Annotated in this window: 23 protein-coding genes; 16 read left to right on the forward strand and 7 right to left on the reverse strand. The window is 72.1% G+C overall.

Translation table 11 applies throughout. The features are described 5' to 3' along the window. The gene (locus tag BUS84_RS27905) at window positions 1–1407 is read right to left on the reverse strand and encodes an NAD(P)/FAD-dependent oxidoreductase (protein WP_074316966.1); all 1407 of its coding nucleotides are present in this window, start codon (window positions 1405–1407) and stop codon (window positions 1–3) included. Then, a complete protein-coding gene (locus BUS84_RS27910; protein ID WP_074316968.1) occupies window positions 1392–2738 on the reverse strand; it encodes an aspartate aminotransferase family protein in 1347 nt (448 codons plus the stop codon). The genes BUS84_RS27905 and BUS84_RS27910 overlap by 16 nt, the downstream gene beginning before the upstream one ends. Before the next feature lie 495 nt (window positions 2739–3233). On the opposite strand from BUS84_RS27910, the gene BUS84_RS40270 reads away from it, so the two are divergent. Further along, window positions 3234–3554 (forward strand): DUF5753 domain-containing protein, encoded by a 321-nt coding sequence (locus tag BUS84_RS40270; protein ID WP_244298748.1) that lies wholly within the window; start codon window positions 3234–3236, stop codon window positions 3552–3554. A gap of 84 nt (window positions 3555–3638) precedes the next feature. Further along, a complete protein-coding gene (locus BUS84_RS27920; protein WP_074316969.1) occupies window positions 3639–3833 on the forward strand; it encodes a DUF397 domain-containing protein in 195 nt (64 codons plus the stop codon). An 88-nt stretch (window positions 3834–3921) separates the two neighbouring features. On the opposite strand, the gene BUS84_RS27925 is transcribed toward BUS84_RS27920, so the two are convergent. After that, window positions 3922–4434 (reverse strand): Lrp/AsnC family transcriptional regulator, encoded by a 513-nt coding sequence (locus BUS84_RS27925; protein ID WP_074316971.1) that lies wholly within the window; start codon window positions 4432–4434, stop codon window positions 3922–3924. Between the two features lie 205 nt (window positions 4435–4639). On the opposite strand from BUS84_RS27925, the gene BUS84_RS27930 reads away from it, so the two are divergent. From BUS84_RS27930 to BUS84_RS27970, 8 genes are all read left to right on the forward strand, one after another. Then, window positions 4640–5824, forward strand: a complete 1185-nt coding sequence (locus tag BUS84_RS27930; protein ID WP_074316973.1) for a polyamine ABC transporter substrate-binding protein — start codon at window positions 4640–4642, stop codon at window positions 5822–5824. 4 nt (window positions 5825–5828) lie between these two features. Continuing rightward, window positions 5829–6980 carry an ABC transporter ATP-binding protein gene (locus tag BUS84_RS27935; protein WP_074316974.1) on the forward strand — a complete coding sequence of 384 codons (1152 nt, stop codon included), beginning with the start codon at window positions 5829–5831 and terminating at the stop codon, window positions 6978–6980. Beyond that, entirely contained in the window at window positions 6977–7891 is a 915-nt protein-coding gene (locus BUS84_RS27940; RefSeq protein ID WP_074316976.1) for an ABC transporter permease, read from the forward strand. The genes BUS84_RS27935 and BUS84_RS27940 overlap by 4 nt, the downstream gene beginning before the upstream one ends. Further along, a complete protein-coding gene (locus tag BUS84_RS27945) occupies window positions 7892–8734 on the forward strand; it encodes an ABC transporter permease (RefSeq protein WP_074316978.1) in 843 nt (280 codons plus the stop codon). Then, a complete protein-coding gene (locus tag BUS84_RS27950) occupies window positions 8731–10152 on the forward strand; it encodes an NAD(P)/FAD-dependent oxidoreductase (protein WP_074316980.1) in 1422 nt (473 codons plus the stop codon). The genes BUS84_RS27945 and BUS84_RS27950 overlap by 4 nt, the downstream gene beginning before the upstream one ends. Further along, on the forward strand, window positions 10152–11354 hold the full coding sequence (locus BUS84_RS27955) for a saccharopine dehydrogenase family protein (protein ID WP_074316981.1): 1203 nt from the start codon (window positions 10152–10154) through the stop codon (window positions 11352–11354). The genes BUS84_RS27950 and BUS84_RS27955 overlap by 1 nt, the downstream gene beginning before the upstream one ends. Next, window positions 11351–12364, forward strand: a complete 1014-nt coding sequence (gene speB / locus BUS84_RS27960) for an agmatinase (protein ID WP_074316985.1) — start codon at window positions 11351–11353, stop codon at window positions 12362–12364. The genes BUS84_RS27955 and speB overlap by 4 nt, the downstream gene beginning before the upstream one ends. Window positions 12365–13256: 892 nt before the next feature. Beyond that, window positions 13257–13709: an endonuclease domain-containing protein gene (locus tag BUS84_RS27970; RefSeq protein WP_244298749.1), complete on the forward strand. Its 453-nt coding sequence runs from the start codon at window positions 13257–13259 to the stop codon at window positions 13707–13709. Between the two features lie 201 nt (window positions 13710–13910). Here the strand turns inward: BUS84_RS27970 and BUS84_RS27975 are convergent, their stop codons facing one another. Genes BUS84_RS27975 through BUS84_RS27985 form a run of 3 tightly spaced genes read right to left on the reverse strand, consistent with a single transcriptional unit; the run spans window position 13911 to window position 17086 of the window. Next, window positions 13911–14255 (reverse strand): DUF779 domain-containing protein, encoded by a 345-nt coding sequence (locus BUS84_RS27975; protein ID WP_074316991.1) that lies wholly within the window; start codon window positions 14253–14255, stop codon window positions 13911–13913. Next, on the reverse strand, window positions 14255–15760 hold the full coding sequence (adh, locus tag BUS84_RS27980; protein ID WP_074316993.1) for an aldehyde dehydrogenase: 1506 nt from the start codon (window positions 15758–15760) through the stop codon (window positions 14255–14257). The genes BUS84_RS27975 and adh overlap by 1 nt, the downstream gene beginning before the upstream one ends. Before the next feature lie 48 nt (window positions 15761–15808). After that, entirely contained in the window at window positions 15809–17086 is a 1278-nt protein-coding gene (locus tag BUS84_RS27985) for a GAF domain-containing protein (protein WP_074316995.1), read from the reverse strand. 237 nt (window positions 17087–17323) lie between these two features. Here BUS84_RS27985 and BUS84_RS27990 point away from each other — a divergent pair, with 237 nt between their 5' ends. The 6 genes from BUS84_RS27990 to BUS84_RS28015 all read left to right on the forward strand — a co-directional run bounded on the left by BUS84_RS27990 (window position 17324) and on the right by BUS84_RS28015 (window position 22735). After that, window positions 17324–17989 carry a response regulator transcription factor gene (locus BUS84_RS27990; protein ID WP_074316996.1) on the forward strand — a complete coding sequence of 222 codons (666 nt, stop codon included), beginning with the start codon at window positions 17324–17326 and terminating at the stop codon, window positions 17987–17989. Continuing rightward, a complete protein-coding gene (locus tag BUS84_RS27995) occupies window positions 17986–19050 on the forward strand; it encodes a sensor histidine kinase (RefSeq protein WP_074316998.1) in 1065 nt (354 codons plus the stop codon). Before BUS84_RS27990 ends, BUS84_RS27995 begins: the two co-directional genes overlap by 4 nt. 120 nt (window positions 19051–19170) lie before the next feature. Continuing rightward, on the forward strand, window positions 19171–20199 hold the full coding sequence (locus BUS84_RS28000; RefSeq protein WP_084757613.1) for a threonine ammonia-lyase: 1029 nt from the start codon (window positions 19171–19173) through the stop codon (window positions 20197–20199). Continuing rightward, window positions 20196–21326 carry a D-alanine--D-alanine ligase family protein gene (locus BUS84_RS28005; protein WP_074316999.1) on the forward strand — a complete coding sequence of 377 codons (1131 nt, stop codon included), beginning with the start codon at window positions 20196–20198 and terminating at the stop codon, window positions 21324–21326. Before BUS84_RS28000 ends, BUS84_RS28005 begins: the two co-directional genes overlap by 4 nt. Continuing rightward, window positions 21323–21994 carry a M15 family metallopeptidase gene (locus BUS84_RS28010; protein ID WP_074317001.1) on the forward strand — a complete coding sequence of 224 codons (672 nt, stop codon included), beginning with the start codon at window positions 21323–21325 and terminating at the stop codon, window positions 21992–21994. The genes BUS84_RS28005 and BUS84_RS28010 overlap by 4 nt, the downstream gene beginning before the upstream one ends. Window positions 21995–22057: 63 nt before the next feature. Continuing rightward, a complete protein-coding gene (locus BUS84_RS28015) occupies window positions 22058–22735 on the forward strand; it encodes an RlpA-like double-psi beta-barrel domain-containing protein (protein WP_074317002.1) in 678 nt (225 codons plus the stop codon). 62 nt (window positions 22736–22797) lie between these two features. Here the strand turns inward: BUS84_RS28015 and gabT are convergent, their stop codons facing one another. Next, window positions 22798–24069 carry a 4-aminobutyrate--2-oxoglutarate transaminase gene (gene gabT / locus BUS84_RS28020; protein WP_074317004.1) on the reverse strand — a complete coding sequence of 424 codons (1272 nt, stop codon included), beginning with the start codon at window positions 24067–24069 and terminating at the stop codon, window positions 22798–22800. Window position 24070: the final 1 nt, after the last annotated feature.

Genomic DNA, 24070 nt, shown 5'->3' on the forward strand with positions numbered 1-24070 from the left:
TCAGTTGCCGAGGAGGCGGGAGAGGGTCGTCGCCTGGCGGGAGGGGCGGTTGGTGCGGATCTCCGTCGCGTCGGCGTTGGTCATGACGCGCAGGGCGGTGTTGACGGCCAGCCACCGGAGGGGTTCCGGCTCCCAGCGGGGGGAGCGGTGGTTCACCCAGGGCAGGGTGGTCAGCTCGGTGCGCTCCCCGCGGATCAGGTCCGCCAGGGTGCGGCCGGCGAGGTTGCTGGAGCCCACCCCGTCCCCGACGTAGCCGCCCGCCCAGGCCAGCCCGCTGGCCCGGTCGAAGCCGACCGAGGCCGCCCAGTCCCGGGCCACCCCGAGCGGGCCACCCCAGGTGTGCGTCACCGGCACGTCCGGGCCGAGCACCGGGAAGAGCTCCCCGAGCGTCCGCCGCAGCGCCGCGAAGACCCGTGGCTCCCGGTCGTAGCCGGGGGAGACCCGGGACCCGAAGTGGTACGGAGCGCCACGCCCGCCGAAGGCCAGCCGGCCGTCCGCGGTGCGCTGGCCGTAGATGATCACGTGCCGGTGGTCGGAGAACGTCTCGCGCTGGGCGAGCCCGATCCGCGCCCAGGTCTCCTCCGGCAGCGGCTCGGTGGCCACCATCAGCGAGTACACCGGTGCCACGGACCGTCGCTGACCGGGCAGCGTGGGCGTGTACCCCTCGGTCGCCCGGACCACCACCGGGGCCCGTACCGTGCCGAACCCGGTGACCGCCGCGCCGGCCCGGATCGCGGTGACCCCGGTCCGCTCGTGGATGGTGACCCCCAGCCGTTCCACCACCCGGGCCAGGCCGCGGACCAGCTTCGCCGGGTGCACCGCCGCGCAGTGCGGGGTGTACGTCCCACCGCGTACCCCCTCAGCGGCGCAGCGGGCGGTGGCCTCGCCGCTGTCGAGCAGCGCCAGGTGCTCGATGCCGAAGCCGAACGCGCGGGCCTCGTCCACGGCGGCCCGGGCCCGGGCGAGCTGCGGGCCGGTGCGGGCGAGCGTGACCGTGCCGCCGTCCGCCCAGTCGCAGTCGATGCGCTCTGCCGCGACCACCCGGCCCACCTCGCGCACCGTTTCGTGCAGGGCCCGCTGCATGGCGATCGCCGCGTCCCGGCCGTGCCGGCGGGCCAGGCCGGTCAGCGAGGTGGGGAAGAGCGCGGAGCACCAGCCACCGTTGCGGCCGGAAGCGCCGTATCCGGCGATCTCCTTCTCCAGCACGATGATCCGCAGCCCCGGCTCGGCCCGGGCCAGGTGGTACGCCGTCCACAGCCCGGTGTAGCCGGCGCCGACGATCACCACGTCGGCGTCGGCGTCGCCGGTCAGCGCCGGTCGCGGGGTCAGCGGCTCGTCCAGGGCGGACAACCAGTGCGACAGCTCCCGGTAGTGCCCGGCGGGGTCGCCGCTCAGAGTCGTGCCCATGCCTCGGTGAGCACCGTGCGCAGGATCTGCTCGATCTCGTCGAAGTGCTGCTGCTCGGCGATCAGCGGCGGCGCGAGCTGCACGACGGGGTCGCCCCGGTCGTCCGCCCGGCAGTAGAGCCCGGCCTGGAACAGGGCCGTGGAGAGGAAGCCGCGCAGCAACCGCTCCGACTCGGCCTCGTCGAACGTCTCCCGGGTCGTCTTGTCCTTGACCAGCTCGATGCCGTAGAAGTAGCCGTCACCGCGCACGTCGCCGACGATCGGCAGGTCGTGGAGCTTCTCCAGGGTGGACCGGAACGCGTCCTCGTTGGCCCGTACGTGCCCGACCAGGTCCTCGCGGGCGAAGACCTCCAGGTTGGCCAGGGCGACCGCGCAGGAGACCGGGTGGCCACCGAAGGTCACCCCGTGGGCGAACATGCCGGTCTCGGTGAGGAACGGCTCCATCAGCCGGTCGCTCGCGATCATCGCGCCGAGCGGGGCGTACCCGGAGGTGATGCCCTTGGCGGTGGTGATGATGTCCGGCTGGTAGCCGTAGCGCACGGCGCCGAAGTATTCGCCGAGCCGCCCCCACGAGCAGATCACCTCGTCGGAGACGAGCAGCACGTCGTACGCGTCGCAGATCTCCCGGACCCGCTCGAAGTAGCCGGGCGGGGGTGGGAAACAGCCGCCGGAGTTCTGCACCGGCTCCAGGAACACCGCGGCAACCGTGTCCGGCCCCTCCCGCTCGATCGCCCGGCCGATCTCGTCGGCGGCCCAGCGGCCGAACGCCTCGGGCGAGTCGCCGTGCTCCGGCGCCCGGTAGAAGTTGGTGTTCGGCACCTTGATCGCGCCGGGGACCAGCGGCTCGAAGTCGCTCTTGATGCCGGGCAGTCCGGTGATCGACAACGCGCCCATCGAGGTGCCGTGGTAGGCGATGTAGCGGCTGACCACCTTGTACTTGTTGGGCTGGCCGGTGCGCTTGAAGTAGGCCCGGGCCAGCTTCCACGCCGCCTCGACGGCCTCCGAGCCACCGGTGGTGAAGAAGACCCGGTTCAGGTCGCCGGGGGTGAGCGTGGCGATCTTCTCGGCCAGCTCGACGGCTTTGGGGTGGGCGTACGACCAGAGCGGGAAGTACGCCAGCTCACCGGCCTGCTTGGCGGCCGCCTCGGCCAGTTCGGTGCGGCCGTGACCGGCGTTGACGACGAAGAGCCCGGCGAGCCCGTCCAGGTAGCGGCGGCCCTGCGCGTCCCACACGTACGCGCCCTCACCGCGCACGATGGTCGGCACCTCGCCGGCGGAGTAGCTCGCCATCCGGGTGAAGTGCATCCAGAGGTGGTCGGTGGCGTTGGCCATGTCAGCCCCATCGGTCGTCGGGCCGGTCAAAGGGGTGAGGCCGGCCGCTCTGCCCACGGTTATCGCACAGTCTCGGGCCCCGAGGCAAGTGTTATCGGTAGCTCGCTGGCCGCTACGCAACGGAATCAGCGCACGGCGACAGTCCAGACAACGGAATTCGCACCCTGGGTGGTTGGCCTGGTCGGCGCCCGCCGCCCGCCGCCCGCCGCCTGCGGCCTGCCGCTTGATCCACTCGATATCGCCGACATCGGGGTGTCGGGCGGGGTTGATACCGCGATATCGGCGATGTCGAGTGGATCAACCGACCCGATCAACCGGGACGGGGGCGGGGCGCCTTCGGGGCGGTTGCGGAGCGTCCTGGAAGCGCGCCAACACGTCCCTCGCAACACGCCGGTAGGCGGCGGACACGGACACGGACACGGACACGGACACGGACACGCAGCGTGGCTGCGTGCGCCGCAGTGTGCACCCGGCGGTCTGCTCGCGTCGGCGGAGGTGGACCAGATCGTGGCGAGCCGGCTCGAGCGTCAGTCGGTTCTCGCCCGGGGAAACCCGCCGCAGCTCGTCGTGGTGATCGACGAGGTGGTGCTTCGGCGGCCGGTCGGCGATGGGTCGGTGATGGCCGGCCAACTGGCCCACCTCGCGGCGGTGGCCGACTGCGAGCACGTGCAGGTCCGGGTGATTCCGGCCGAGAGCCCGTGGCACACCGGCCTGGCCGGGCCCTTCGTTCTGGGCCGGCTGCCCGACGGGACGGAATTGGCGTATCGACAACCAGTTACGCGGTCAGGTCGTGACCGATCTGATCGACATCGCTAACCTGGGGCGCAGGTGGGAGAGCGTCGCCGGCGAGGCGTTGCCCCAGCGCCGGTCGATCGAGCTGATCAGGGAAGTGGCCAGGACATGGACATGACCGACGCGCGCTGGCGCACCGCCAGCCGCAGCAGCAACAACGGCGGGGACTGCGTCGAGGTGGCCGACAATCTGCCCGGCCGTGTGCTGGTGCGTGACAGCAAGGACCGCGACGGCGGCACCCTGGTCTTTGCGCCGGCCGCCTGGGCGTCGTTCGTCGGCGCGGTCCGCCAGGCGGCCCACTGATCCACTCGGGTTCACCGAAATCGGGCTGTGAGAGCGGTGCGGACACCGCGACATCCTGGGAAGTCGAGTGGACCAACCGGTATGAGCGTCAGGCCGTGCCCCAGGTGTAGGTCTGCTTGCGCAGCTTGAGGTAGACGAACGCCTCGGTGGACAGCACCCCGGGCACCGCGCGCAGTCGTTGCAGGATCTCCAGCAGGTGGTCGTCGTTGCGGCAGACCACCTCGGTGAGCAGGTCGAACGACCCGGCGGTGATCACCACGTAGTCGACCTCCTCCAGCTCGGCCAGCCGGTCGGCCACCGCCTCCAGGTCGCCGTCGGTACGCAGGCCGATCATCGCCTGGCGGGGGAAGCCGAGCTGGAGCGGATCGGTCACCGCGACGATCTGCATCACGCCGGCGTCGAGCAGCCGCTGCACCCGCTGGCGTACCGCCGCCTCGGAGAGCCCGACCGCCTTGCCGATGCTGGCGTACGGCCGCCGGCCATCCTCCTGGAGCTGTTCGATGATCCGCTTGGCCACGTCGTCCAGCAGAGCGTGATTGGCACCTTCACGGACAGCGACGCGTCGACCGCCGTTGCCGTTCTCGTGCTGCCGGTTCGTCATCGTCCGCTCCCCATGTCCCGAATCGTGATGTCGCGCGTGTGTCCTCGCGCAGTCTGGCGTATTTCGTCGTGCATCGCTATTCCCGCAACGGAATCCCTTGTAAGGAAGGTCACCTCATGTCAGGATCAGTCGTCCATGGCACCTGACCCTCCGCCGGCGCGCCACCCCCGTTCCGCCCGCCGACGATGACCCCTTAGGAGTCGTCATGCGTACTCCCCTCCGGCCCCTCACCCGGCGTGGACTGCTCACCGGCACTCTCGGTTCGGCCGCGCTCCTCGCCGCGGGCGGCAGCCTCGCCGGCTGCGGCACCAAGGGCGCGCAGCAGACCGAGGCCGGCTGCGTCAGCGAAGACCTTTCCGGCACCGAGAAGAAGCTTGCCTTCTCCAACTGGCCGCAGTACATGGACGTGGACGAGAAGGACGAGTCCAAGCGGCCCAGCCTGGACGGGTTCATCGCCAAGACCGGCATCCAGGTGACGTACACCGAGGACATCAACGACAACAACGAGTTCTTCGGCAAGGTGCAGAACCAGCTCGCGGCCTGCCAGAGCACGGATCGGGACCTCATGGTGCTGACCGACTGGATGGCTGCCCGGATGATCCGGCTCGGCTGGATCCAGAAGCTCGATCCGGCGAAGATCCCGAACGTCCAGGCCAACCTGCTCCCGTCGCTGCTCAACCGCTCCTTCGACAGCGAGAACCGGATCTCCATCCCGTGGCAGTCCGGCCTCGCCGGTCTGGCGTACAACGGCGACGTCACCAAGGAGCTGCGCACCGTCGACGAACTGCTCACCCGCCCCGACCTCAAGGGCAAGGTGACCGCGCTCAGCGAGATGCGCGACACGATGGGCCTGCTGCTCGGCTCCAACGGGCACGACCCGGCCAACTTCACCACCGCCCAGTTCGACGACGCGCTCAACAAGCTCAAGAAGGCCGTCGATTCCGGGCAGATCCGCAAGTTCACCGGCAACGACTACGCACCCGACCTGGCCAAGGGTGACATCGCCGCGTGCATCGGCTGGTCCGGGGACGTCATTCAGCTCTCCAGCGAGAACGCCAAGGTGCAGTTCGTCGCGCCCGACTCGGGCGTGATGCTGTTCAGCGACAACATGATGGTCCCCAACAAGGCCACCCACAAGGGCAACGCCGAGGCGCTGATCAACTACTACTACGAGCCGGCCGTCGCCGCGACGCTCGCCGCGTACGTCAACTACATCTGCCCGGTCAAGGGTGCCCAGGCCGAGATGGAGAAGATCGATCCCGAGCTGGCCGCCAACCCGCTGATCTTCCCCGACGAGGCGCTGCTGTCGAAGTCCAAGGTGTTCATGGCCCTGGACGAGAAGCAGGAGAAGGAGTACGAGGGCAAGTTCCAGCAGGTCATCGGGGCGTGACGGGATGACGCGCGAGACACCGGCCGGCGACCTGCGCCTGGCCAACCTCACCAAGCGGTTCGGCATCTTCACCGCGGTCGACGACCTTAGCCTGACCGTTCCGCAGGGCTCGTTCTTCGCCCTGCTCGGCGCGTCCGGCTGCGGCAAGACCACCACGCTGCGGATGATCGCCGGCCTGGAGGAGCCGACCAGCGGTCAGGTGCTGCTCGGCGACCGCGACATCGCGCGGCTGCGGCCGTACAAGCGGCCGGTCAACACCGTGTTCCAGAGCTACGCGCTCTTCCCGCACCTGAACATCTTCGAGAACGTGGCGTTCGGGTTGCGCCGGCGCGGCATCCGCTCGGTCGACGACGAGGTCCTGCGGATGCTGTCCCTGGTGCAGCTCGACGACTACGGCAACCGCCGCCCGGCCCAGCTCTCCGGCGGCCAGCAGCAGCGGGTCGCGTTGGCCCGCGCGCTGATCAACCGGCCGCAGGTGCTGCTGCTCGACGAGCCGCTGGGCGCGCTCGACCTGAAGCTGCGCCGACAGATGCAGATCGAGCTGAAGCGGATCCAGACCGAGGTGGGCATCACGTTCGTGCACGTCACGCACGACCAGGAGGAGGCCATGACCATGGCCGACACCGTGGCGGTGATGAACGCCGGCCGGATCGAGCAACTCGGCGCCCCGGCCGACATCTACGAGTTCCCCGCCACCGCGTTCGTGGCGAACTTCCTCGGCCAGTCCAACCTGCTTGCCGCCGAGGCCGCCGGCATCGCTGGCGACGAGGTGGCGGTGACGGCGCACGGCGCGCGCTTCTCGGTGCCCGCCGGCCGGGCCCGGGCCGACCGTGGCCCGGTCCACCTGGGGGTACGCCCGGAGAAGCTTCATCTGGTCGGCTCCGCCGACCAGGTGCCCGCCGGCCACCAGCACGTCACCGGGGTGGTCACCGACGCCTCCTACGTCGGGGTCAGCACGCAGTACCTGCTGCGTACCGGCTGGGGCACCGAGTTGTCGGTCTTCACGGCCAACAGTGGGGCGGCGACTCAGGTGCCGGTCGGCAGCGAGGCCGTGGCGTACTGGGACCCACGGCACGCGTTCCTGCTGTCCCGGGACGCCGCCGACAGCGACCGGACCGCGCCGGTGGTCGACGAACCGGTGGGTGCGTCGTCGTGACCGTCCTGGCCCAGGTGCCCACGGGATCGGGGCAACCGCCGCCAACGCCCCCGGCCGCCCGGTCCGGGCGGCACCGCCTGCTGCCGTACCTGCTGCTGCTGCCCGGGGCGGCCTGGCTGCTGGTGTTCTTCGGCGTGCCGCTGGTGCAACTCGCCGCGGCCAGCCTCTACGACCCCAGCGGCTCGCTCTCCACCGGGTACGCGCTGACCTGGGCGTTCGGCAACTACCCGGACGTGTTGCAGGCGTACTGGCCGCAGTTCCTGCGCTCGTTCGGCTACGCCGGAATCGCCCTGGTGCTGGCACTGCTGCTGGGCTACCCACTGGCGTACGCCATCGCGCAGAAGGCCGGCCGCTGGAAGAACCTGCTGCTGGTGTGCGTGGTCGCGCCGATGTTCACCAGCTTCCTGGTCCGCACGCTGGCCTGGAAGACCATCCTGTCGGACAACGGCGCGCTGGTCGGCCTGCTGCGCGACGTGCACCTGCTCGCCCCGGACGGCCGGTTGCTGGCCACCCCGTTCGCGGTGGTGCTCGGCCTGACGTACAACTTCCTGCCGTTCCTGGTCCTGCCGCTGTACGCGAGCCTGGAGCGGCTGGACCACCGGCTGCTGGAGGCGGCCAGCGACCTGTACGCCAGCCCGGTGCAGGCCTTCCGGCGGGTGACCCTGCCGCTGTCCATGCCGGGCCTGGTCGCCGGCACGCTGCTGTTCTTCATCCCGGCCAGCGGCGACTACATCAACGCCGAGCTGCTCGGCACCCCGAACGAGTACATGATCGGCAACGTCATCGACTCGGCGTTCCTGGTCCGGCTCGACTACCCGCAGGGCGCCGCGCTGTCGTTCCTGCTGATGGCGGCGATCCTCGCGATGGTCTTCGGCTACCTGCGCAGGGCCGGCACGGAGGAGGTGCTCTAAATGAGGGTGTCCCGCTGGCTGGCCGACCGCTGGGTGATGATCGTGGCGCTGCTCGTGCTCGGCTACCTGGCGCTGCCGATCCTGGTGGTGGCCGGGCTGTCGTTCAACCGCCCGTCCAGCCGGCTGTCGTACGACTTCAACGAGTTCACCCTGGACAACTGGCGCCAGCCGTGCGCCACCTCCGACATGTGCGACGCGGTCGTCCGGAGTGTGCAGATCGGCTTCATCGCCACCGTGGTCGCCACGGTGCTCGGCACCCTGATGGCGTTCGCGCTGGTCCGGCACCGCTTCCGCGGCCGGTCCGGCATCAACGTGCTGATCTTCCTGCCGATGGCCACTCCGGAGCTGGTGATGGGTACCTCGCTGCTGGCGCTCTTCGTCTCCGCCGGGGTGCCGCTGGGCTTCTGGACGATCGTCATCGCGCACGTGATGTTCTGCGTCTCGTTCGTGGTGGTCACCGTCAAGGCGCGGCTGGCCGGGATGGACCGGCGGCTGGAGGAGGCCGCCATGGACCTGTACGCCAGCGAGTGGCAGACCTTCCGGCGGATCACCCTGCCGCTGGTGCTGCCCGGCATCGTGGCCGCCGCGCTGCTCGCGTTCTCGCTCAGCTTCGACGACTTCATCATCACGAACTTCAACGCCGGCACCACCGTCACGTTCCCGATGTACGTCTGGGGCGCCGCCCAGCGGGGCATCCCGCCCCAGGTCAACGTCATCGGCACCGCGATGCTCGCGATCGCGCTGCTGCTGGTCGGGCTCAGCTCGCTGCGCGGCCGGCGGTCCCGCCGCGCCAACCTGCTGATCGGCCCGGGGCAGGGCCCTCAGGCGCGCCGGCCGTCATGACCCTTCCGCACACCGGCCGGGCGCTCGCCGACGCGGCCCCCGTGCCGTACTGGCTCGACCGCCCGGACCGCCCCGACCCACTGCCGCCGCTCGCCGGCCCGCAGCACGCCGACCTGCTGGTGATCGGCGGCGGGTACAGCGGGCTCTGGGCCGCCCTGCTGGCCAAGCAGGCCGACCCCGACCGCGACGTGCTACTGGTTGACGCGGGCACCTGCGGCTGGGCCGCGTCCGGGCGCAACGGCGGGTTCTGCGCCGCCTCGCTCACCCACGGCCTGGCCAACGGCGTCGATCGGTTCCCCGGCGAGGTCGGCGAGCTGGAACGCCTCGGCCGGGAAAACCTGGGCGCCATCGCCGCCACCATCGCCGAATTCGGCATCGACTGCGACTTCGAGCGCACCGGTGAACTCGCCGTCGCCGTCGAGCCGTACCAGCTGGCCGGGCTCGCCGCCGACGCGGAACTGGCCCGCCGGTACGGCCACCAGGTGCGGCTGCTGGACTGCGACGAGGTGCGCGCCGAGGTGAACTCGCCGACGTACCTGGGCGGGATGTTCGACGCCGACCGGGTGGCCATGCTGGACCCGGCGAAGCTGGCGTGGGGCCTGCGCCGCGCCTGCCTCGACCTCGGCGTGCGGGTGCACGAGCACACCCGGGTCACCGGGCTGCGCGCCGACGGCCCCGCGCTGCACGCGCAGACGACCGGCGGGTCGGACGGCGCGCCCGGGTCGGTGCGGGCACGGCGGGTGGTGCTGGCCACCAACGCCTTCCCGCCGCTGCTGCGCCGGCTGCGGGCGTACCTGGTGCCGGTCTACGACCACGTGCTGATGACCGAGCCGCTCACTCCAACTCAGCGGGACGCGATCGGCTGGCGCAACCGGCAGGGGCTGGCCGACACCGGCAACCAGTTCCACTACTACCGGATCACGTCCGACGGGCGGATCCTCTTCGGCGGCTACGACGCGGTCTACCACTACGGCAACCGGGTCGCCCCGGAGCTGGAGCAGCGCCAGGCCACCTTCACCGTCCTCGCCCAGCACTTCTTCACCACCTTCCCGCAGCTCGCCGACTTGCGCTTCAGCCACCGCTGGGGCGGCGTCATCGACACCTGCACCCGGTTCTGCCCGTTCTTCGGCACCGCGTACGGCGGTCGGTTGGCGTACGCGGCCGGCTACACCGGTCTCGGCGTGGGTGCCACCCGCTTCGGTGCCCGGGTGCTGCTCGACCTGCTGGCCGGCGGGGACACCCCGTTGACCGGGCTCGACCTGGTCCGCACCAAGCCACTGCCGTTTCCGCCGGAACCCGTCCGCTCGGTCGGCATCAATCTCACCCGCTGGTCACTGGCCCGCGCCGACGCGCGCGACGGCCGGCGCGACCTCTGGCTCCGTACTCTCGATCGTCTCGGTTTGGGGTTTGATTCCTGATGCGTGTCCTGCTCGTCGGCGCCGGTGGCGTCGGCTCCGCCGCCGTAGCCATCGCCGCCCGACGGTCCTTCTTCGAGACGATGGTGGTCGCCGACCACGACCCGGGCCGCGCCGAGCGTGCGGTCGCCGGGCACGGTGACCGCTTCGTCGCCGCGCAGGTGGACGCGTCCTCGGCCGACGCGGTCGCCGCGCTCTGCCGGGAGCACCGGATCACCCACGTGCTCAACGCCGTCGACCCGCGCTTCGTCATGCCGATCTTCGACGGTGCGTTCGCGGCCGGCGCGGACTACCTGGACATGGCGATGTCGCTGTCCCAGCCGCACCCGTCCCGCCCGTACGCCGAAACGGGCGTGATGCTCGGCGACGCGCAGTTCGCACTGTCCGATGCCTGGTCCGCGGCCGGCCGGCTGGCGCTGTGCGGCATCGGCGTCGAACCCGGCCTGTCCGACGTCTTCGCCCGGTACGCCGCCGACAAACTGTTCAGCGAGATCGACGAGATCGGCGTCCGGGACGGGGCGAACCTCACCGTCGACGGCTACGACTTCGCGCCCTCGTTCTCCATCTGGACGACGATCGAGGAGTGCCTCAACCCGCCGGTGGTCTGGGAGAAGGACCGGGGCTGGTACACCACCGAGCCGTTCTCCGAGCCGGAGGTCTTCCACTTCCCCGAGGGGATCGGGCCGGTCGAGTGCGTCAACGTCGAGCACGAGGAGGTGTTGCTCATCCCGCGCTGGGTCAATGCCCGCCGCGTCACCTTCAAGTACGGCCTCGGCGACGAGTTCATCGAGGTGCTCAGGACGCTGCACAAGCTCGGGTTGGACTCGACCGCGCCGGTCAGCGTGCGCGGCGTCCAGGTGTCGCCGCGGGACGTGGTGGCCGCCTGCCTGCCCGACCCGGCCACCCTCGGCGACCGGATGCGCGGCAAGACCTGCGCCGGCACCTGGGTGCGCGGCCTCGGCCCGGACGGCGAGCCCCGGGAGGTCTACCTGTACCACGTGGTCGACAACGAGTGGTCCATGCGGGAATACGGTCACCAGGCGGTGGTCTGGCAGACGGCCGTGAACCCGGTGGTGGCGCTGGAGCTGCTCGCCAGCGGCGCCTGGGCCGGCGTCGGGGTGCTCGGCCCGGAGGCGCTGCCCCCGGTGCCGTTCCTCGACCTGCTGGCCGGCTACGGGTCGCCGTGGGGAATGGAGGAGCGATGAGCCGCTACGGGACGATGTACGGGCCGGACATCACCTTCCTCGGGGTGGACCGGTGCACGCTCGACGACCCCGGGTCGTACGCCGACGCAGATGTGGTGATCATCGGGGCGCCCTTCGACGGCGGCACCTCGCACCGGCCCGGCACCCGGTTCGGGCCGTCCGCGATCCGCCAGGCCTGCTACCTGGCCCACGACGGCTCCCGCCCGTCCCTCGCGCTGCGCGTCGACGCGCTGCGCGACCTGCGGGTGTACGACGCCGGCGACGTGGAGATGTTCTCCGGCGACATCGAACGCTCGCTGGGCGCCCTGGAATCCGCGGTATACGCCGTGTCGTCCTCCGGCGCCATCCCCGTGGTGCTCGGCGGAGACCACTCCATCGCGCTGCCCGACGCCACCGGCGTGGCCCGGCAGCACGGGCACGGGCGCGTGTCGCTCGTGCACTTCGACGCGCACGCGGACACCGGAGAGATCGAGTTCGGCTCCCTGCACGGGCACGGCCAGCCGATGCGCCGGCTCATCGAGTCCGGCGCGGTACGCGGCGACCGCTTCCTCCAGATCGGGCTGCGCGGCTACTGGCCGGGCCCGGACATCCTGTCCTGGATGGCGGAGCAGCGGATGCGGTCGTACGAGATGACCGAACTGGTCGCCCGTGGGCTCGACCCGTGCCTCACCGAGGCGTTCGCGATCGCGGTCGACGAGTGCGAGGGGGTGTTCCTCTCCGTCGACGTGGACGTGGTGGATCCCGGGATGGCACCCGGCACCGGCACGCCCGAGCCGGGCGGCCTGACCTCGCGGCAACTGCTCGACGCGGTCCGCCGGGTCTGCTACGAGCTGCCCGTTGTCGGGGTGGACGTGGTCGAGGTCGCCCCGCCGTACGACCATGCCGACATGACGGCGTACCTCGGCAACCGCGTGGTCCTGGAGGCGCTCTCGGCGATCGCCCGCCGCCGCCGCGACGCGGCCGGCGGTCCACCCTGGAACCCCCAGCAGCCCCTCCTAGACGCCCGCTGACCCGTCCCCGCTCCCGTCCTCCCTCCACCCCGGCGATCTTGCACTTACTGCCGCCACATTCCCGGCATCTCGGGCAGTTCGGCGGCAGTAAGTGCAAGATCGGGTGCCAGAGGGAGGCGCTAGCAGAGACGGGGTGTGGGTGGGGGTTGTCCACAGGGGGTTGGTTGTCCACAGGCAGGGAGTGGGGGCTCAGATGGTGGGCCAGCGTGGGTCAGTCTGCCGGCATGGTTACTCAGTTGTGGCGTACCGACGCGCTGATGCGAGCACTCACCGTGCGGCGAATCCGCACCCGGCTCGGCCGCGAGGAGCTGATCAGGGTGCGCAGGGGTGTCTATGCCGACCGGCCCTGCGGTGACGATGACGAGCTGCGCGCGTTGATGCTGCGCCTGCCCGAAGGGGCCATGCTGGCCAGGCAGAGTGCCGCGCGACGACACGGCTTTGGCGTGCTGCGGGACGACCTGGTCCATGTCCAACTGCCTGCCGACGTCCCGAAGCCCCGCCTGCCCGGTCTGGTGGTACACCACACGGTCCTGCCCGTTCGGCCGGTCCACGTCGGGGGTCTGCCCTGCACCGCGGCGGCCCGCTGCGCCCTGCACCGCGGCGGCCCGCTGCGCCCTGCACCGCGGCGGCCCGCTGCGCCCTGCACCGCGGCGGCCCGCTGCGCCCTGCACCGCGGCGGCCCGCTGCGCCCTGCACCGCGGCGGCCCGCTGCGCCCTGCACCGCGGCGGCCCGCTGCGCCCTGCACCGCGGCGGCCCGCTGCGCCCTGCACCGCGGCGGCCCGCTGCGCCCTGCACCGCGGCGGCCCGCTGCGCCCTGCACCGCGGCGGCCCGCTGCGCCCTGCACCGCGGCGGCCCGCTGCGCCGTGGACCTCGCCCGCGCTGTCCGACGGATGGACGCACTGCCGGTACTCGACGCGGCGCTTCGGTCGGGTGTGGTCACCCAGGACGAGCTGCTCGCGGAGGTTTCGGCGCATCGGGCGCTGCGCGGCGTCCGGCAGGCTCGGGAACTCGTACCGCTGGCGGACGGTCAGGCGGAGTGCCGGCAGGAGAGCCAACTCCGACTGATCCTGATCGACGCACGCCTACCTCCGCCGGAGCCGCAGCTCTGGGTGTACGACCGTCACGGCATCGCTCTCTACCGGCTCGATCTGGGCTACCGCGAGCGCCGAATCGGCATCGAGTACGACGGACTGTCGCATCTGGATCGTGATCGGCTCCGATACGACCGGGAACGGGTCAACTGGCTCGACGCGAATGGCTGGCGGATGCGCTACTTCACCGACCGTGACCTCTACCGCCGCCCCCAATACATCACCGCCACCATCCGCGCCGCCCTCTCCTAATCCACCCCGCCCCTGCCCCTCCCCCCGCCCCCCACCCCTGCCCCACCCCCACCCCTGCCGATCTTGCACTTTCTGCCTCGACCATTGCCGCAATAGCGACATTCGAACGGCAGGAAGTGCAAGATCGCCGGGGCGGGGCGGGGCGGGGCGGGGCGGGGCGGGGCGGGGCGGGGCGGGGCGGGGCGGGGCGGCGGGGGTGGGTTAGGTGGCTAGGTGGGAGCGGATGAGGAAGCGGAGGCCGTCGGGGGCCTCCAGGGAGAATCCGCTGCCCCGGCCGGGGACCACGTCGACGGTCAGCCTCGTGTGCTTCCACAGCTCCCACTGGGACGTCGACATCCAGAACTCGACCGGCTCCGGCACCCCGTCCACGAGGAGCGAGGCGAGCAGGACGTCGGACGAGCCGGTGCGGAACTCGCCCGCCGGGTAGCACATCGGGGCACTGCCGTCGCAGCAGCCGCCGGACTGGTGGAACATCAGCGGCCCGTGCCGCCCCCGCAGCGACCGGATCAGGTCGGCCGCCGCAGGGGTGATGGAGACGACGGACATCAGAAGAAGCCGAGCTTCTGCGTCGAGTAGCTGACCAGCAGGTTCTTGGTCTGCTGATAGTGCTCCAGCATCATCTTGTGGTTCTCCCGGCCGATGCCGGACTGCTTGTACCCGCCGAAGGCGGCGTGGGCCGGGTACGCGTGGTAGCAGTTGGTCCACACCCGGCCCGCCTGGATGGCCCGCCCGGCCCGGTACGCGGTGTTCATGTCCCGGGTCCAGACGCCCGCGCCAAGCCCGTACAGGGTGTCGTTCGCGGTCTTGACGGCGTCGTCGAGGTCGGCGAAGGAGGTCACCGAGACCACCGGGCCGAAGATCTCCTCCTGGAAGACTCGCATCGAGTTGTCGCCCTCGAAGATCGTCGGCTCGACGTAGTACCCGCCGGACAGCTCGCCGCCCAGGTCCGCGCGGGACCCGCCGGTGAGCACCCGGGCGCCCTCCTGCCGGCCGATGTCCAGGTAGGACAGAATCTTCTCCAGCTGGTCGTTGGAGGCCTGCGCCCCGATCATCGTGTCGGTGTCCAGGGGATGCCCGGCGACGATCGCCTTCGTGCGGTCCACCGCCGCCGCGAGGAAGTCGCTGTAGTGGCCCTGCTGGATCAGCGCCCGCGACGGGCAGGTGCAGACCTCGCCCTGGTTGAGGGCGAACATGGTGAAGCCCTCGAGCGCCTTGTCGAAGAAGTCGTCGCGGGACGCGCTGACGTCGTCGAAAAAGATGTTCGGGCTCTTGCCGCCCAGCTCCAGGGTGACCGGCTTGATGTTCTCACTGGCGTACTGCATGATCAGCCGCCCGGTGGTGGTCTCACCAGTGAACGCCACCTTGGCCACCCGCGCCGAGGACGCCAGTGGCTTGCCGGCCTCCACGCCGAAGCCGTTGACGATGTTGAGCACGCCCGGCGGCAGCAGGTCCGCCACCAGCGACAGCCAGTAGTGGATCGACGCCGGGGTCTGCTCGGCCGGCTTGAGCACCACGGCGTTGCCGGCGGCCAGCGCGGGCGCCAGCTTCCAGGTGGCCATCAGGATCGGGAAGTTCCACGGGATGATCTGCCCGACCACGCCGAGCGGCTCGTGGAAGTGGTACGCCACGGTGTCGTCGTCGATCTCGCCGAGCGAGCCCTCCTGCGCCCGGATCGCCCCGGCGAAGTACCGGAAGTGGTCGATGGCGAGCGGGATGTCGGCGGCCAGCGTCTCGCGGATCGGCTTGCCGTTCTCCCAGGTCTCGGCGATGGCCAGCGACTCCAGGTTCTCCTGCATCCGGTCGGCGATGCGATTGAGGATCAGCGCCCGTTCGGCCACCGAGGTGCGCCCCCAGGCGTCGGCGGCGCCGTGCGCGGCGTCCAGGGCCCTCTCGACGTCCGGGGCGGTGCCTCGGGCCACCTCGGTGAAGGTCTGCCCGGTGACCGGGGTCGGGTTCTCGAAGTAGCCGCCACCGTGCGGCTTGACGTACTCGCCGCCGATGAAGTGGTCGTAACGGGACTGCCAGTGGGTGGGCGCGTCGTAGCGCGTCATGGTTACCTCCGCCGTCGTTGTGCGGGTGTGCCGACGGCGACGTTAGTTTCAGGAACGTTGCAGCCACGTTGCGCGCGTCAGGTCGTACTCCCCGGCGAGCTGGTCGATGCGGGCGAGCGCGAGCGGCCGGCGTGGCGCGCCCGTCGGCAGCGCCCGCGCCAGGGCCTGCCATGCGGTCAGGTCGTCGGCCCCGGCGGGCGTCGCGGTCCAGGCCGCGAGCAGCGCCGGGTCCGCGGCGGCCAGCACGGCCGCGCGGAGCTGGCCGTCAATGAGGCGGCGTAGTCGCGTCACTCCCGGCGCGTCCGAGCCGGGCAGCAACGACCCGGAGTACGCGTCGAGCGCGCCCGCCGGATCGCCCTGGTCCAACCTGTCGCTGACGGTGGTGAAGTCGGCGCGGACGGTGCCGCGCAGCCGGTACGGGCGGGAGTCGAGCAGCTCGGGGCCGAGGACCCGGCGCAGCCGGGACAGCTCCGCGCGCAGGGTGACCGGGTGCAGTCGGTCGTCTCCGTACAGGTCGAGGCCGAGCTGTTCGCCGGTGCGCCCCTCGGGATGGTGCAGCAGCAGCACCAGCAGTTCGCTGTGCCGGCGGCCGAGCCGGATCCGCCGTCCGTCGACCCGCAGCTCCGCCTCGTCCCGGCCGAGCGCGGTCACCGTGGCGACGCCGGGCTCCACCGGTCGGTCGGTGGCGAGCTGCGCCTCGGCGGCCCGGGCGGTGGCCCGGACCAGCGCCAGGCTGTGCGGGTTGGCCAGGTGGTCGCCGCCGGTGATGTCGACGGCGCCGAGCAGCCGCCCGGTGGCCGGGTCGTGGATCGGCGCTGCGGCGCAGGTCCAGCGCTGCACCGGCCGGCTGAAGTGCTCGGTGGCGAAGATCTGCACGCTGTGGTCGACGGCCAGCGCGGTGCCGGGGGCGTTGGTGCCGGCGTGTCTCTCGTCCCACAGGGCGCCGGGCACGAAGTTCATCCGCTCGGCGTGCCGGCGCACCCCCGGGTGGCCCTCCACCCAGAGCAGCCGCCCGTACGCGTCGCAGACCGCCATCAGGTGCGCGCCGTCCTGCGCGATGCCGCCCAGCAGATCCCGGAACAGCGGCAGCACCCGGGCCAGCGGGTGAGCGGCCCGGTAGCCCGCCAGCGCGTCGTCGGCCAGGTCGATCGGCGGGGTGGCCTCCGGGTCGAGCCGCGCCGAGCGTTCCCACGAGCGGCGTACCACCTCCCGCACCCGGTGCGGCGCGGCGCCGGCGGCGAGGAACGCCTCGTGGGCGGCGCCGACCTGCGCGATCCGCTCCGCCGGATCGACGCCGAACTCCAGGGCGAGCCACGGGTCAGCCATCGGGCGACCTCCTCGGCCCCCATCGTGACGCAGCTCACCTCTGATCGCCAACCGCCTGATCCGGTCGGGACGGTGGACGCAGAGAGCACGGCGCGGGTACGAAGCCGACGGAGCGTGGCTTGCGACGGTTTGTCCGGCAGGCGGTGCCGTGGAGGATGGTCCGGCGGGTGCTTACAGAACCCTTAACCCCGGCCTGCGACGGTATGCCGGACGAGCGGAACCACGGGGAGCGGAAACGTGCGGGTGCTGGTGGCGGACGACGAGCGGTTGCTGGCGGACACGGTGGCCGAGGGGCTGCGACGCCTCTCGATGGCCGTCGACGTCTGCTACGACGGCGACGGTGCGCTGGAGCGGATCGGAGTGAACCGGTACGACGTGGCGGTCCTGGACCGGGACATGCCCGGGCACACCGGCGACGAGGTGTGCCGCAGCATCGCCGGCTCCCAGGCGGGCACCCGGGTGCTGCTGCTCACCGCGGCGGCCGGCATCCGGGACCGGGTGGCCGGTCTGGACCTCGGCGCGGACGACTACCTGACCAAGCCGTTCGCCTTCGCCGAGCTGGTCGCCCGGGTGCAGGCCCTCGGCCGGCGGTCCACCCCGGCGCTCCCGCCGGTGCTGGCGCAGGACGGTGTGGTGCTCGACGTGGCCCGGCACGTGGCCACCCGGGACGGCCGCCCGCTGGCGCTGAGCCCGAAGGAGTTCGCCGTGCTGCACGTGCTGCTGCGCGCCGCCGGGCAGGTGGTCAGCGCCGAGGAGCTGCTGGAGCAGGCCTGGGACGAGTTCGCCGATCCGTTCACCAACGCCGTACGGGTCACCGTGATGACGCTGCGCAAGAAGCTCGGCGACCCGGCGGTCATCCACACCGTGCCCAAGGCCGGCTACCGGCTCGGCGGCGCGGCGTGAGCTGGACCCCCCGTCGCCGAGTACTGCTGGTGGGCCTGTTGGCGCTGCTGGCCGGGCCGCTGCTGCCGGCGGTCGGCGGGTGGCTGACCGGGCTGATCTGGTCCCGCGGCCAGGGGCTCTGCCACCTGCCCGTGCCCGGCCTGATGGACGTCTGCGCGCCGGTACGCCAGGTCGCGTTCGTACTGCCGGTGCTGGCCGTGCTGATCGTGGTCCTGGCCACCCTGGTGGCGCTCTGGTTCGGCGCGGTGTGGTGCCTGCGCCCGGTCCGCGACCTGGCCGACCCGATCGCGCACCTCGGCCCGCAGAACCTCGGCCACCGGATCCGGCCCCGGGGGCGCGACGAGCTGGCCCGACTGTCCCGGGCGATCGACGAGATGATGGAGCGCGTCTCCGCCGGGTATGAGGGCCAGCGGCGGTTCGCCGCGAACGCCTCGCACGAGCTGCGCACTCCGCTGGCGGTGCAGCGGACGCTGATCGAGGTGGGGATGGCCCGGTCGCTCACCGCCGAGCAACTGGAGCTGTTGACCGGCCAGCTGCTGGAGACCAACGAGCGCAACGAGCGGCTGATCGAGGGCCTTCTCGCGCTCAGCGAGTGCGAGCAGGGCCTGCGCTCGCGTACCCCGCACCGGCTCGACGAGATCGTCGGCGCGGTCCTCGCCGGGTATCGGGACCGCGCCCGGGACGCCGCCGTGACGATCTACACCCACTTCACGCCCCGGGTCGTCATCGGCGAACGGGTGCTGCTGGAACGCCTGGTCACCAACCTGGTGGAGAACGGGATCAAGTACAACCGGCGCAGCGGCTCGCTGACCGTCACGGTCGGCGGCACGCCCGCGCTGTCCGTGGTCAACACGGGGCAGCCCGTGCCCGCGGAGGCGGTGGCCAGCCTCTTCGAGCCGTTCCGCCGCCTCGCCCGGGATCGCACCTCGCACGGCGGCGGCGCCGGTCTGGGCCTGGCCATCGCCCGCTCGATCACCCAGGCGCACGACGGCATCATCGCGGCCCGGCCCGGCGAGCACGGCGGCCTGCGGGTGGACGTCCAGCTACCCAGCCCGCCCTAGCACTTCCACCCGCCGTCCCGGGGCCCCGCGTATCGCGGCGTCCCTGCCTTCGGCGTGCCCGAGAACAACCGTCTGCCGGCCGTGGACCCGGTCCCGGCCCAGCGCGACAGAAGGAGAACCATGTCCCGCACCGCTGCCCCGGCCGGTCTGCGCCGCGCCGACGTCGAGGAGGCCGCTTCCTGGCTCTCCGGCCGGGTGGTCCGTACCCCCGTGCTGCGGTCCCCGGTGATCGACAAGCTGGCCGGGGCCCGGGTCCTGCTCAAGGCGGAGAACCTCCAGGACGGCGGCTCGTACAAGATGCGCGGCGCGCTGCGGGCGGTCGGCCGGGTCGCCACGGCCGACCGCGCCGGGGTGATCGCGCAGAGCACCGGCAACCACGCGGTGGCCGTGGCGTTGGCGGCCCGGCAGCACGGGCTCGCGGCAACCGTGGTGCTGCCGGTCGACGCGGCGCAGACCAAGGTCGACCGGGCCCGGGCGGCGGGGGCGCGGGTGGTGTTCGCCGGCACCGGCGTCGAGGAGCGGGTCGCGGCGGCCCGGAGGCTCAGCGAGGAGACCGGTCACCCCGTCATCGACGCGTACGACCACCCGGACGTGATCGCCGGGCAGGGCAGCGCCAGCCTGGAGCTGATCGAGGAGGCCGAGCGTCTCGGCACTCCGCTGGACACGCTGGTGGTCCCGGTCGGCGGCGGCGGTGGAGTGGCGGGCGCCTGCCTGGCCGCCGCCGGCACCGGCATCGAGGTGTACGGCGTGGAGCCGGTGGGCTGCGACTCGTTGGCCCGCAGCCTCGCGGCCGGCGAGCGGGTTCCGGTCGCCCCGGCGCCCACGATCGCCGACGGACTGCGGCCGTCCTGCGTGGGTGAACTGCCGTTCGCCATCCTGCGGACCGCCCTGCGCGGGGTCGTCCGGGTCGACGACGAGGAGATCGCGGCGGCCTTCCGGCTGCTCCTGATGGAGCTGAAGGTGCTGGTCGAGCCGTCCGGTGCGGCCGGTCTGGCCGGTGCGCTCCGGCTCGCCGCCGAGTCCGGTGCGCGGCGGAAACGAACGGTCGGCGTGGTGCTGACCGGCGGAAATGTGGAGGCGGCGCTGGTGGCCCGGTTGACGGTCCAGCGGCTCGCCGAGCTGACGACTGTGGAAGGAGCGGCCGCATGAGCGCGCCAACTCGGATCGGAATCCTGTTCGGTGGCCCGTCGGCGGAGCACGAGGTCTCCTGCGCCTCCGCGCTCGGCGTGGCCCGGGCGCTGGCCGGCGGCGGGTACCGCACGGTCGCCATCGGCGTCACCCGCACCGGCGGGTTCCGGCTGATGCCGGACGCGGTGCTGGCCGAGCTGCGCGACCGGCCCGCTACCGAGCGGGCCATCGACGACCGGCTGACGGTGACCGGGCCGGCGGTTGAGCTACGCTCCGGCCCGCGCCCGGGCACCGTGCAGGTGTCCGCGGTGAACGCCCCCGGCGCGGTGCACGCGGAACTGGACGTGGTCTTCCCCGTGCTGCACGGCCCGTTCGGTGAGGACGGGGTGGTGCAGGGGCTGCTCGAGTCACTGAACGTGCCGTACGTCGGGTGCGGCATCCTGGCCTCCGCCGTGGGCATGAACAAGGTGGCGATGAAGCGGGCGCTGCGCGCCGACGGCATCCCGATCACCCCGCACGTCGCGTTCGAGGCGCACACCTACCGCGCCACCGAGGACCCGGAGAAGCTGGTGCTCGGCCTGCGCCGGCCACTGTTCGTCAAGCCCGCCAGCATGGGCTCCTCAATCGGGATCTCCCGGGTCGCGGAGGGCGACGACCTGGCCGCCGCCATCGAGGAGGCGCTCCGGCACGACCAGCTCGTCATGGTCGAGCAGGGAGTCACCGGCCGGGAGTTGGAGTGCGCGGTGCTCGGCGGCTGGCGCCCGGAGGCGTCGGCCGTGGGCGAGGTGCGCGTCGCCGGCGGCTGGTTCGACTACCAGCAGAAGTACTTCGGTGACGCCGACCCCATGATCGTCCCGGCTGTGCTGCCCGACGAGGTGACCGAGCGGGTTCGCGAGCTGTCGTTGCGCGCGTTCGCCGCGATCGGCGGCTGGGGCCTGGCCCGGGTCGACTTCCTGTACGACAAGACGACCGGTGAGCTGTACGTCAACGAGCTGAACACGATGCCCGGCTTCACCGCGCACTCCATGTACCCGAAGGTGTGGGCGGCGGCCGGCGTCGGCTACCGGGAGGTGGTGGACCGGCTGGTCGAGCTGGCCCGTACCCGGCACGCGAGCCGACCCGTGACCGCCACAGGAAGCGACCGGTGATCCTGCTCTCCGATCCCCGGGTGGCGGCGGTGCCCAGCGCCGACGACGGCTGCCCGCTGGTGGACCTGCGCGAGCTGCCGGAGCTGCGACTGGACGGGCGCGCGGCCGACCCGTCCGGCGCGTACACCCGGCTGCGCGCCGGTGTCGCGGACCGGCTCCTGGCCGCGCAGCGCGCGCTGCCCGCCGGGGTGCGCCTACTGGTCATCGAGGGGTACCGGCCGTACCAGGCCCAGCTGGCCATCTTCACCGGCTACCGGGACGAGCTGCGCCGACGGCACCCGGACTGGTCCCCGCAGCGGCTGCACCGGGAGACCACCAAGTTCGTCTCGCCGGTCGAGGTGGCCCCGCACAGCACCGGCGGGGCAGTCGATCTGACCCTGTGCACCAACGACGGCGTGGAGCTGGATCTGGGCACGGCCGTCGACGCCACGCCGGAGGACAGCGCGGACGCCTGCTTCACCGACGCCCCCACCATCGACGCGGCCGCCCGGCGGCACCGGCAGATCATGGTGGACGCGCTCGGCGGCGCCGGGCTGGTGAACTACCCGACCGAGTGGTGGCACTGGTCGTACGGGGACCGCTACTGGGCGCTGACCACCGGGGCGCCGCGCACCCGGTACGGGCCGGTGGATCTGGCCGCCGCAGCGATCGGTGCCCGTGTCGGCTGAACGGTAGGGCGCTCCCGTCCGTACCACGCGGTGAAGGACACACCGAGGACGGGAGTGACGGCGATGAGGGTGCAGCGCAAGCACGTGCTGGCGGCGACCGTGGCGGTGCTCGCCGCGGCGGGCGTGGCGGTGGGAACCGGTTTCGGGTTCGCCGGAACCGCACCGGCGCGGCAGTCCGTCTGCTCGGGCTCGGTCACCTTCTCGGCGGAGGGCGGGGCGCCGGCGGCGACCAGCGATCGTTTCCCGGTGGGTACGCGGCTGCGGGTGACCAACCTGGACAACAACCGGGCGGCCACGGTGACGGTGACCGGCCCGTCGGGCAGTTGCGTGCTGCTCAACGCCGCCGCGATGGAGCTGGTCCGCGAGCCGGGTAAGAACGTGGTCCGCCGCAACGTGGTGGAACGGCTCGACGGCGAGGCCGCTCCGCCCGCCGCCCCGCCGGCAGCCGGCACGATCCGCCCCGGCGCGGCGTCTCCCGGCGCGCCGGGCCCGGCGCCCCGTTCGGCCTGCTCGGGCGCGATCACCTTCTTCGCCGAGGGCGGGGCGCCGGGGGCGACCAGCGGGCAGTTCCCGGTGGGTACGCGGCTGCGGGTCACCAACCTGGACAACAACCGGGTGACCACGGTGACGGTGACCGGCCCGTCGGGCAGTTGCGTGCTTCTGAACACCGCGGCGATGGACCAGATCCGCGAGCCGGGCAAGAACGTGGTCCGCCGCAACACCGTCGAGGTGCTCCGCTGACACCGCCGTTAGGAAGGGCCCCTTCTTATGCACCAGGCGTTAAGAAGGGCCCTTCCTTCGGTTCAGCGGAAGGCGGCGTCGAGGATGTCGGCGCCGCGGGTGAGATGGGCGTCAGAGATCACCAGCGGGGGCAGGAAGCGCAGCACGTTGCCGTACGTGCCGCAGGTCAGGGTGAGCAGGCCTGCGGCGTGACAGGCGGCCGAGATCGCCGCCGTGGCCGATGGGTCGGGGATGAGCGTCCCCGGCTGCACCAGCTCAACGGCGAGCATCGCGCCCCGACCGCGCACCTCGGCGATCCGGGGGTCCCGGTCGGCGATGGCCCGTAGCCGGGGAGCCAGCACGGCCTCGATCCGGCGGGCCGCACCGGCCAGGTCCAGCTCGTGCATGGTCTCGATGGTGGCCAGCGCGGCGGCGCAGGCGAGCGGGTTGCCGCCGTACGTGCCGCCGAGCCCGCCGACGTGCACCGCGTCCATCAGCTCGGCCCGGCCGGTCACCGCCGCCAGCGGCAGGCCGCCGGCGATGCCCTTGGCCAGGGTGACCAGGTCGGGCTCGACGCCCTCGTGCTGGCAGGCGAACCAGTCGCCGGTGCGGCAGAAGCCGGTCTGGATCTCGTCGGCGACGAAGACCACCCCGGCCGTCGTCGCCCAGTCGCGCAGAGCCGGCAGGAAACCCGGCGCGGGCACCACGAAGCCGCCCTCGCCCTGGATCGGCTCGATGAGCAGCGCGGCGACGTTCTCCGCGCCGACCTGCTTCTCGATCATCTCGATCGCCCGCGCCGCCGCGTCCGCGCCGGACAGCCCGCCGTCGCGCAGCGGGTACGACATCGGCACCCGGTAGATCTCACCGGCGAACGGCCCGAACCGGTGCTTGTACGGCATGTTCTTCGCGGTCAACGCCATGGTCAGGTTGGTGCGGCCGTGGTACGCGTGGTCGAAGACCACGACCGCCGGCCGCCCGGTGGCGTGCCGGGCGATCTTCACGGCGTTCTCCACCGCCTCGGCGCCGGAGTTGAACAGGGCCGAGCGCTTCTCGAACCCGCCCGGCGTCAGCGCGTTGAGCTGCTCGCACACCGCCACGTACGACTCGTACGGCGCGACCATGAAGCAGGTGTGGGTGAAGCGCTCGACCTGCGCCCGTACCGCCTCGACCACCTTCGGCGCGGAGTTGCCGACGCTGGTCACCGCGATGCCGGCGGCGAAGTCGATCCATTCCCGGCCGTCGACGTCGGTGAGCGTGCCTCCGCCAGCGCTGTCCACGTAGGACGGAATGACGCTGCCGACGCCCCGGGCGACCGCCGCCCCGCGCCGCTTGTGCAGTTCCTCCGACGATGCCATC

Source organism: Micromonospora cremea, assembly GCF_900143515.1.
Taxonomy (GTDB): domain Bacteria; phylum Actinomycetota; class Actinomycetes; order Mycobacteriales; family Micromonosporaceae; genus Micromonospora; species Micromonospora cremea.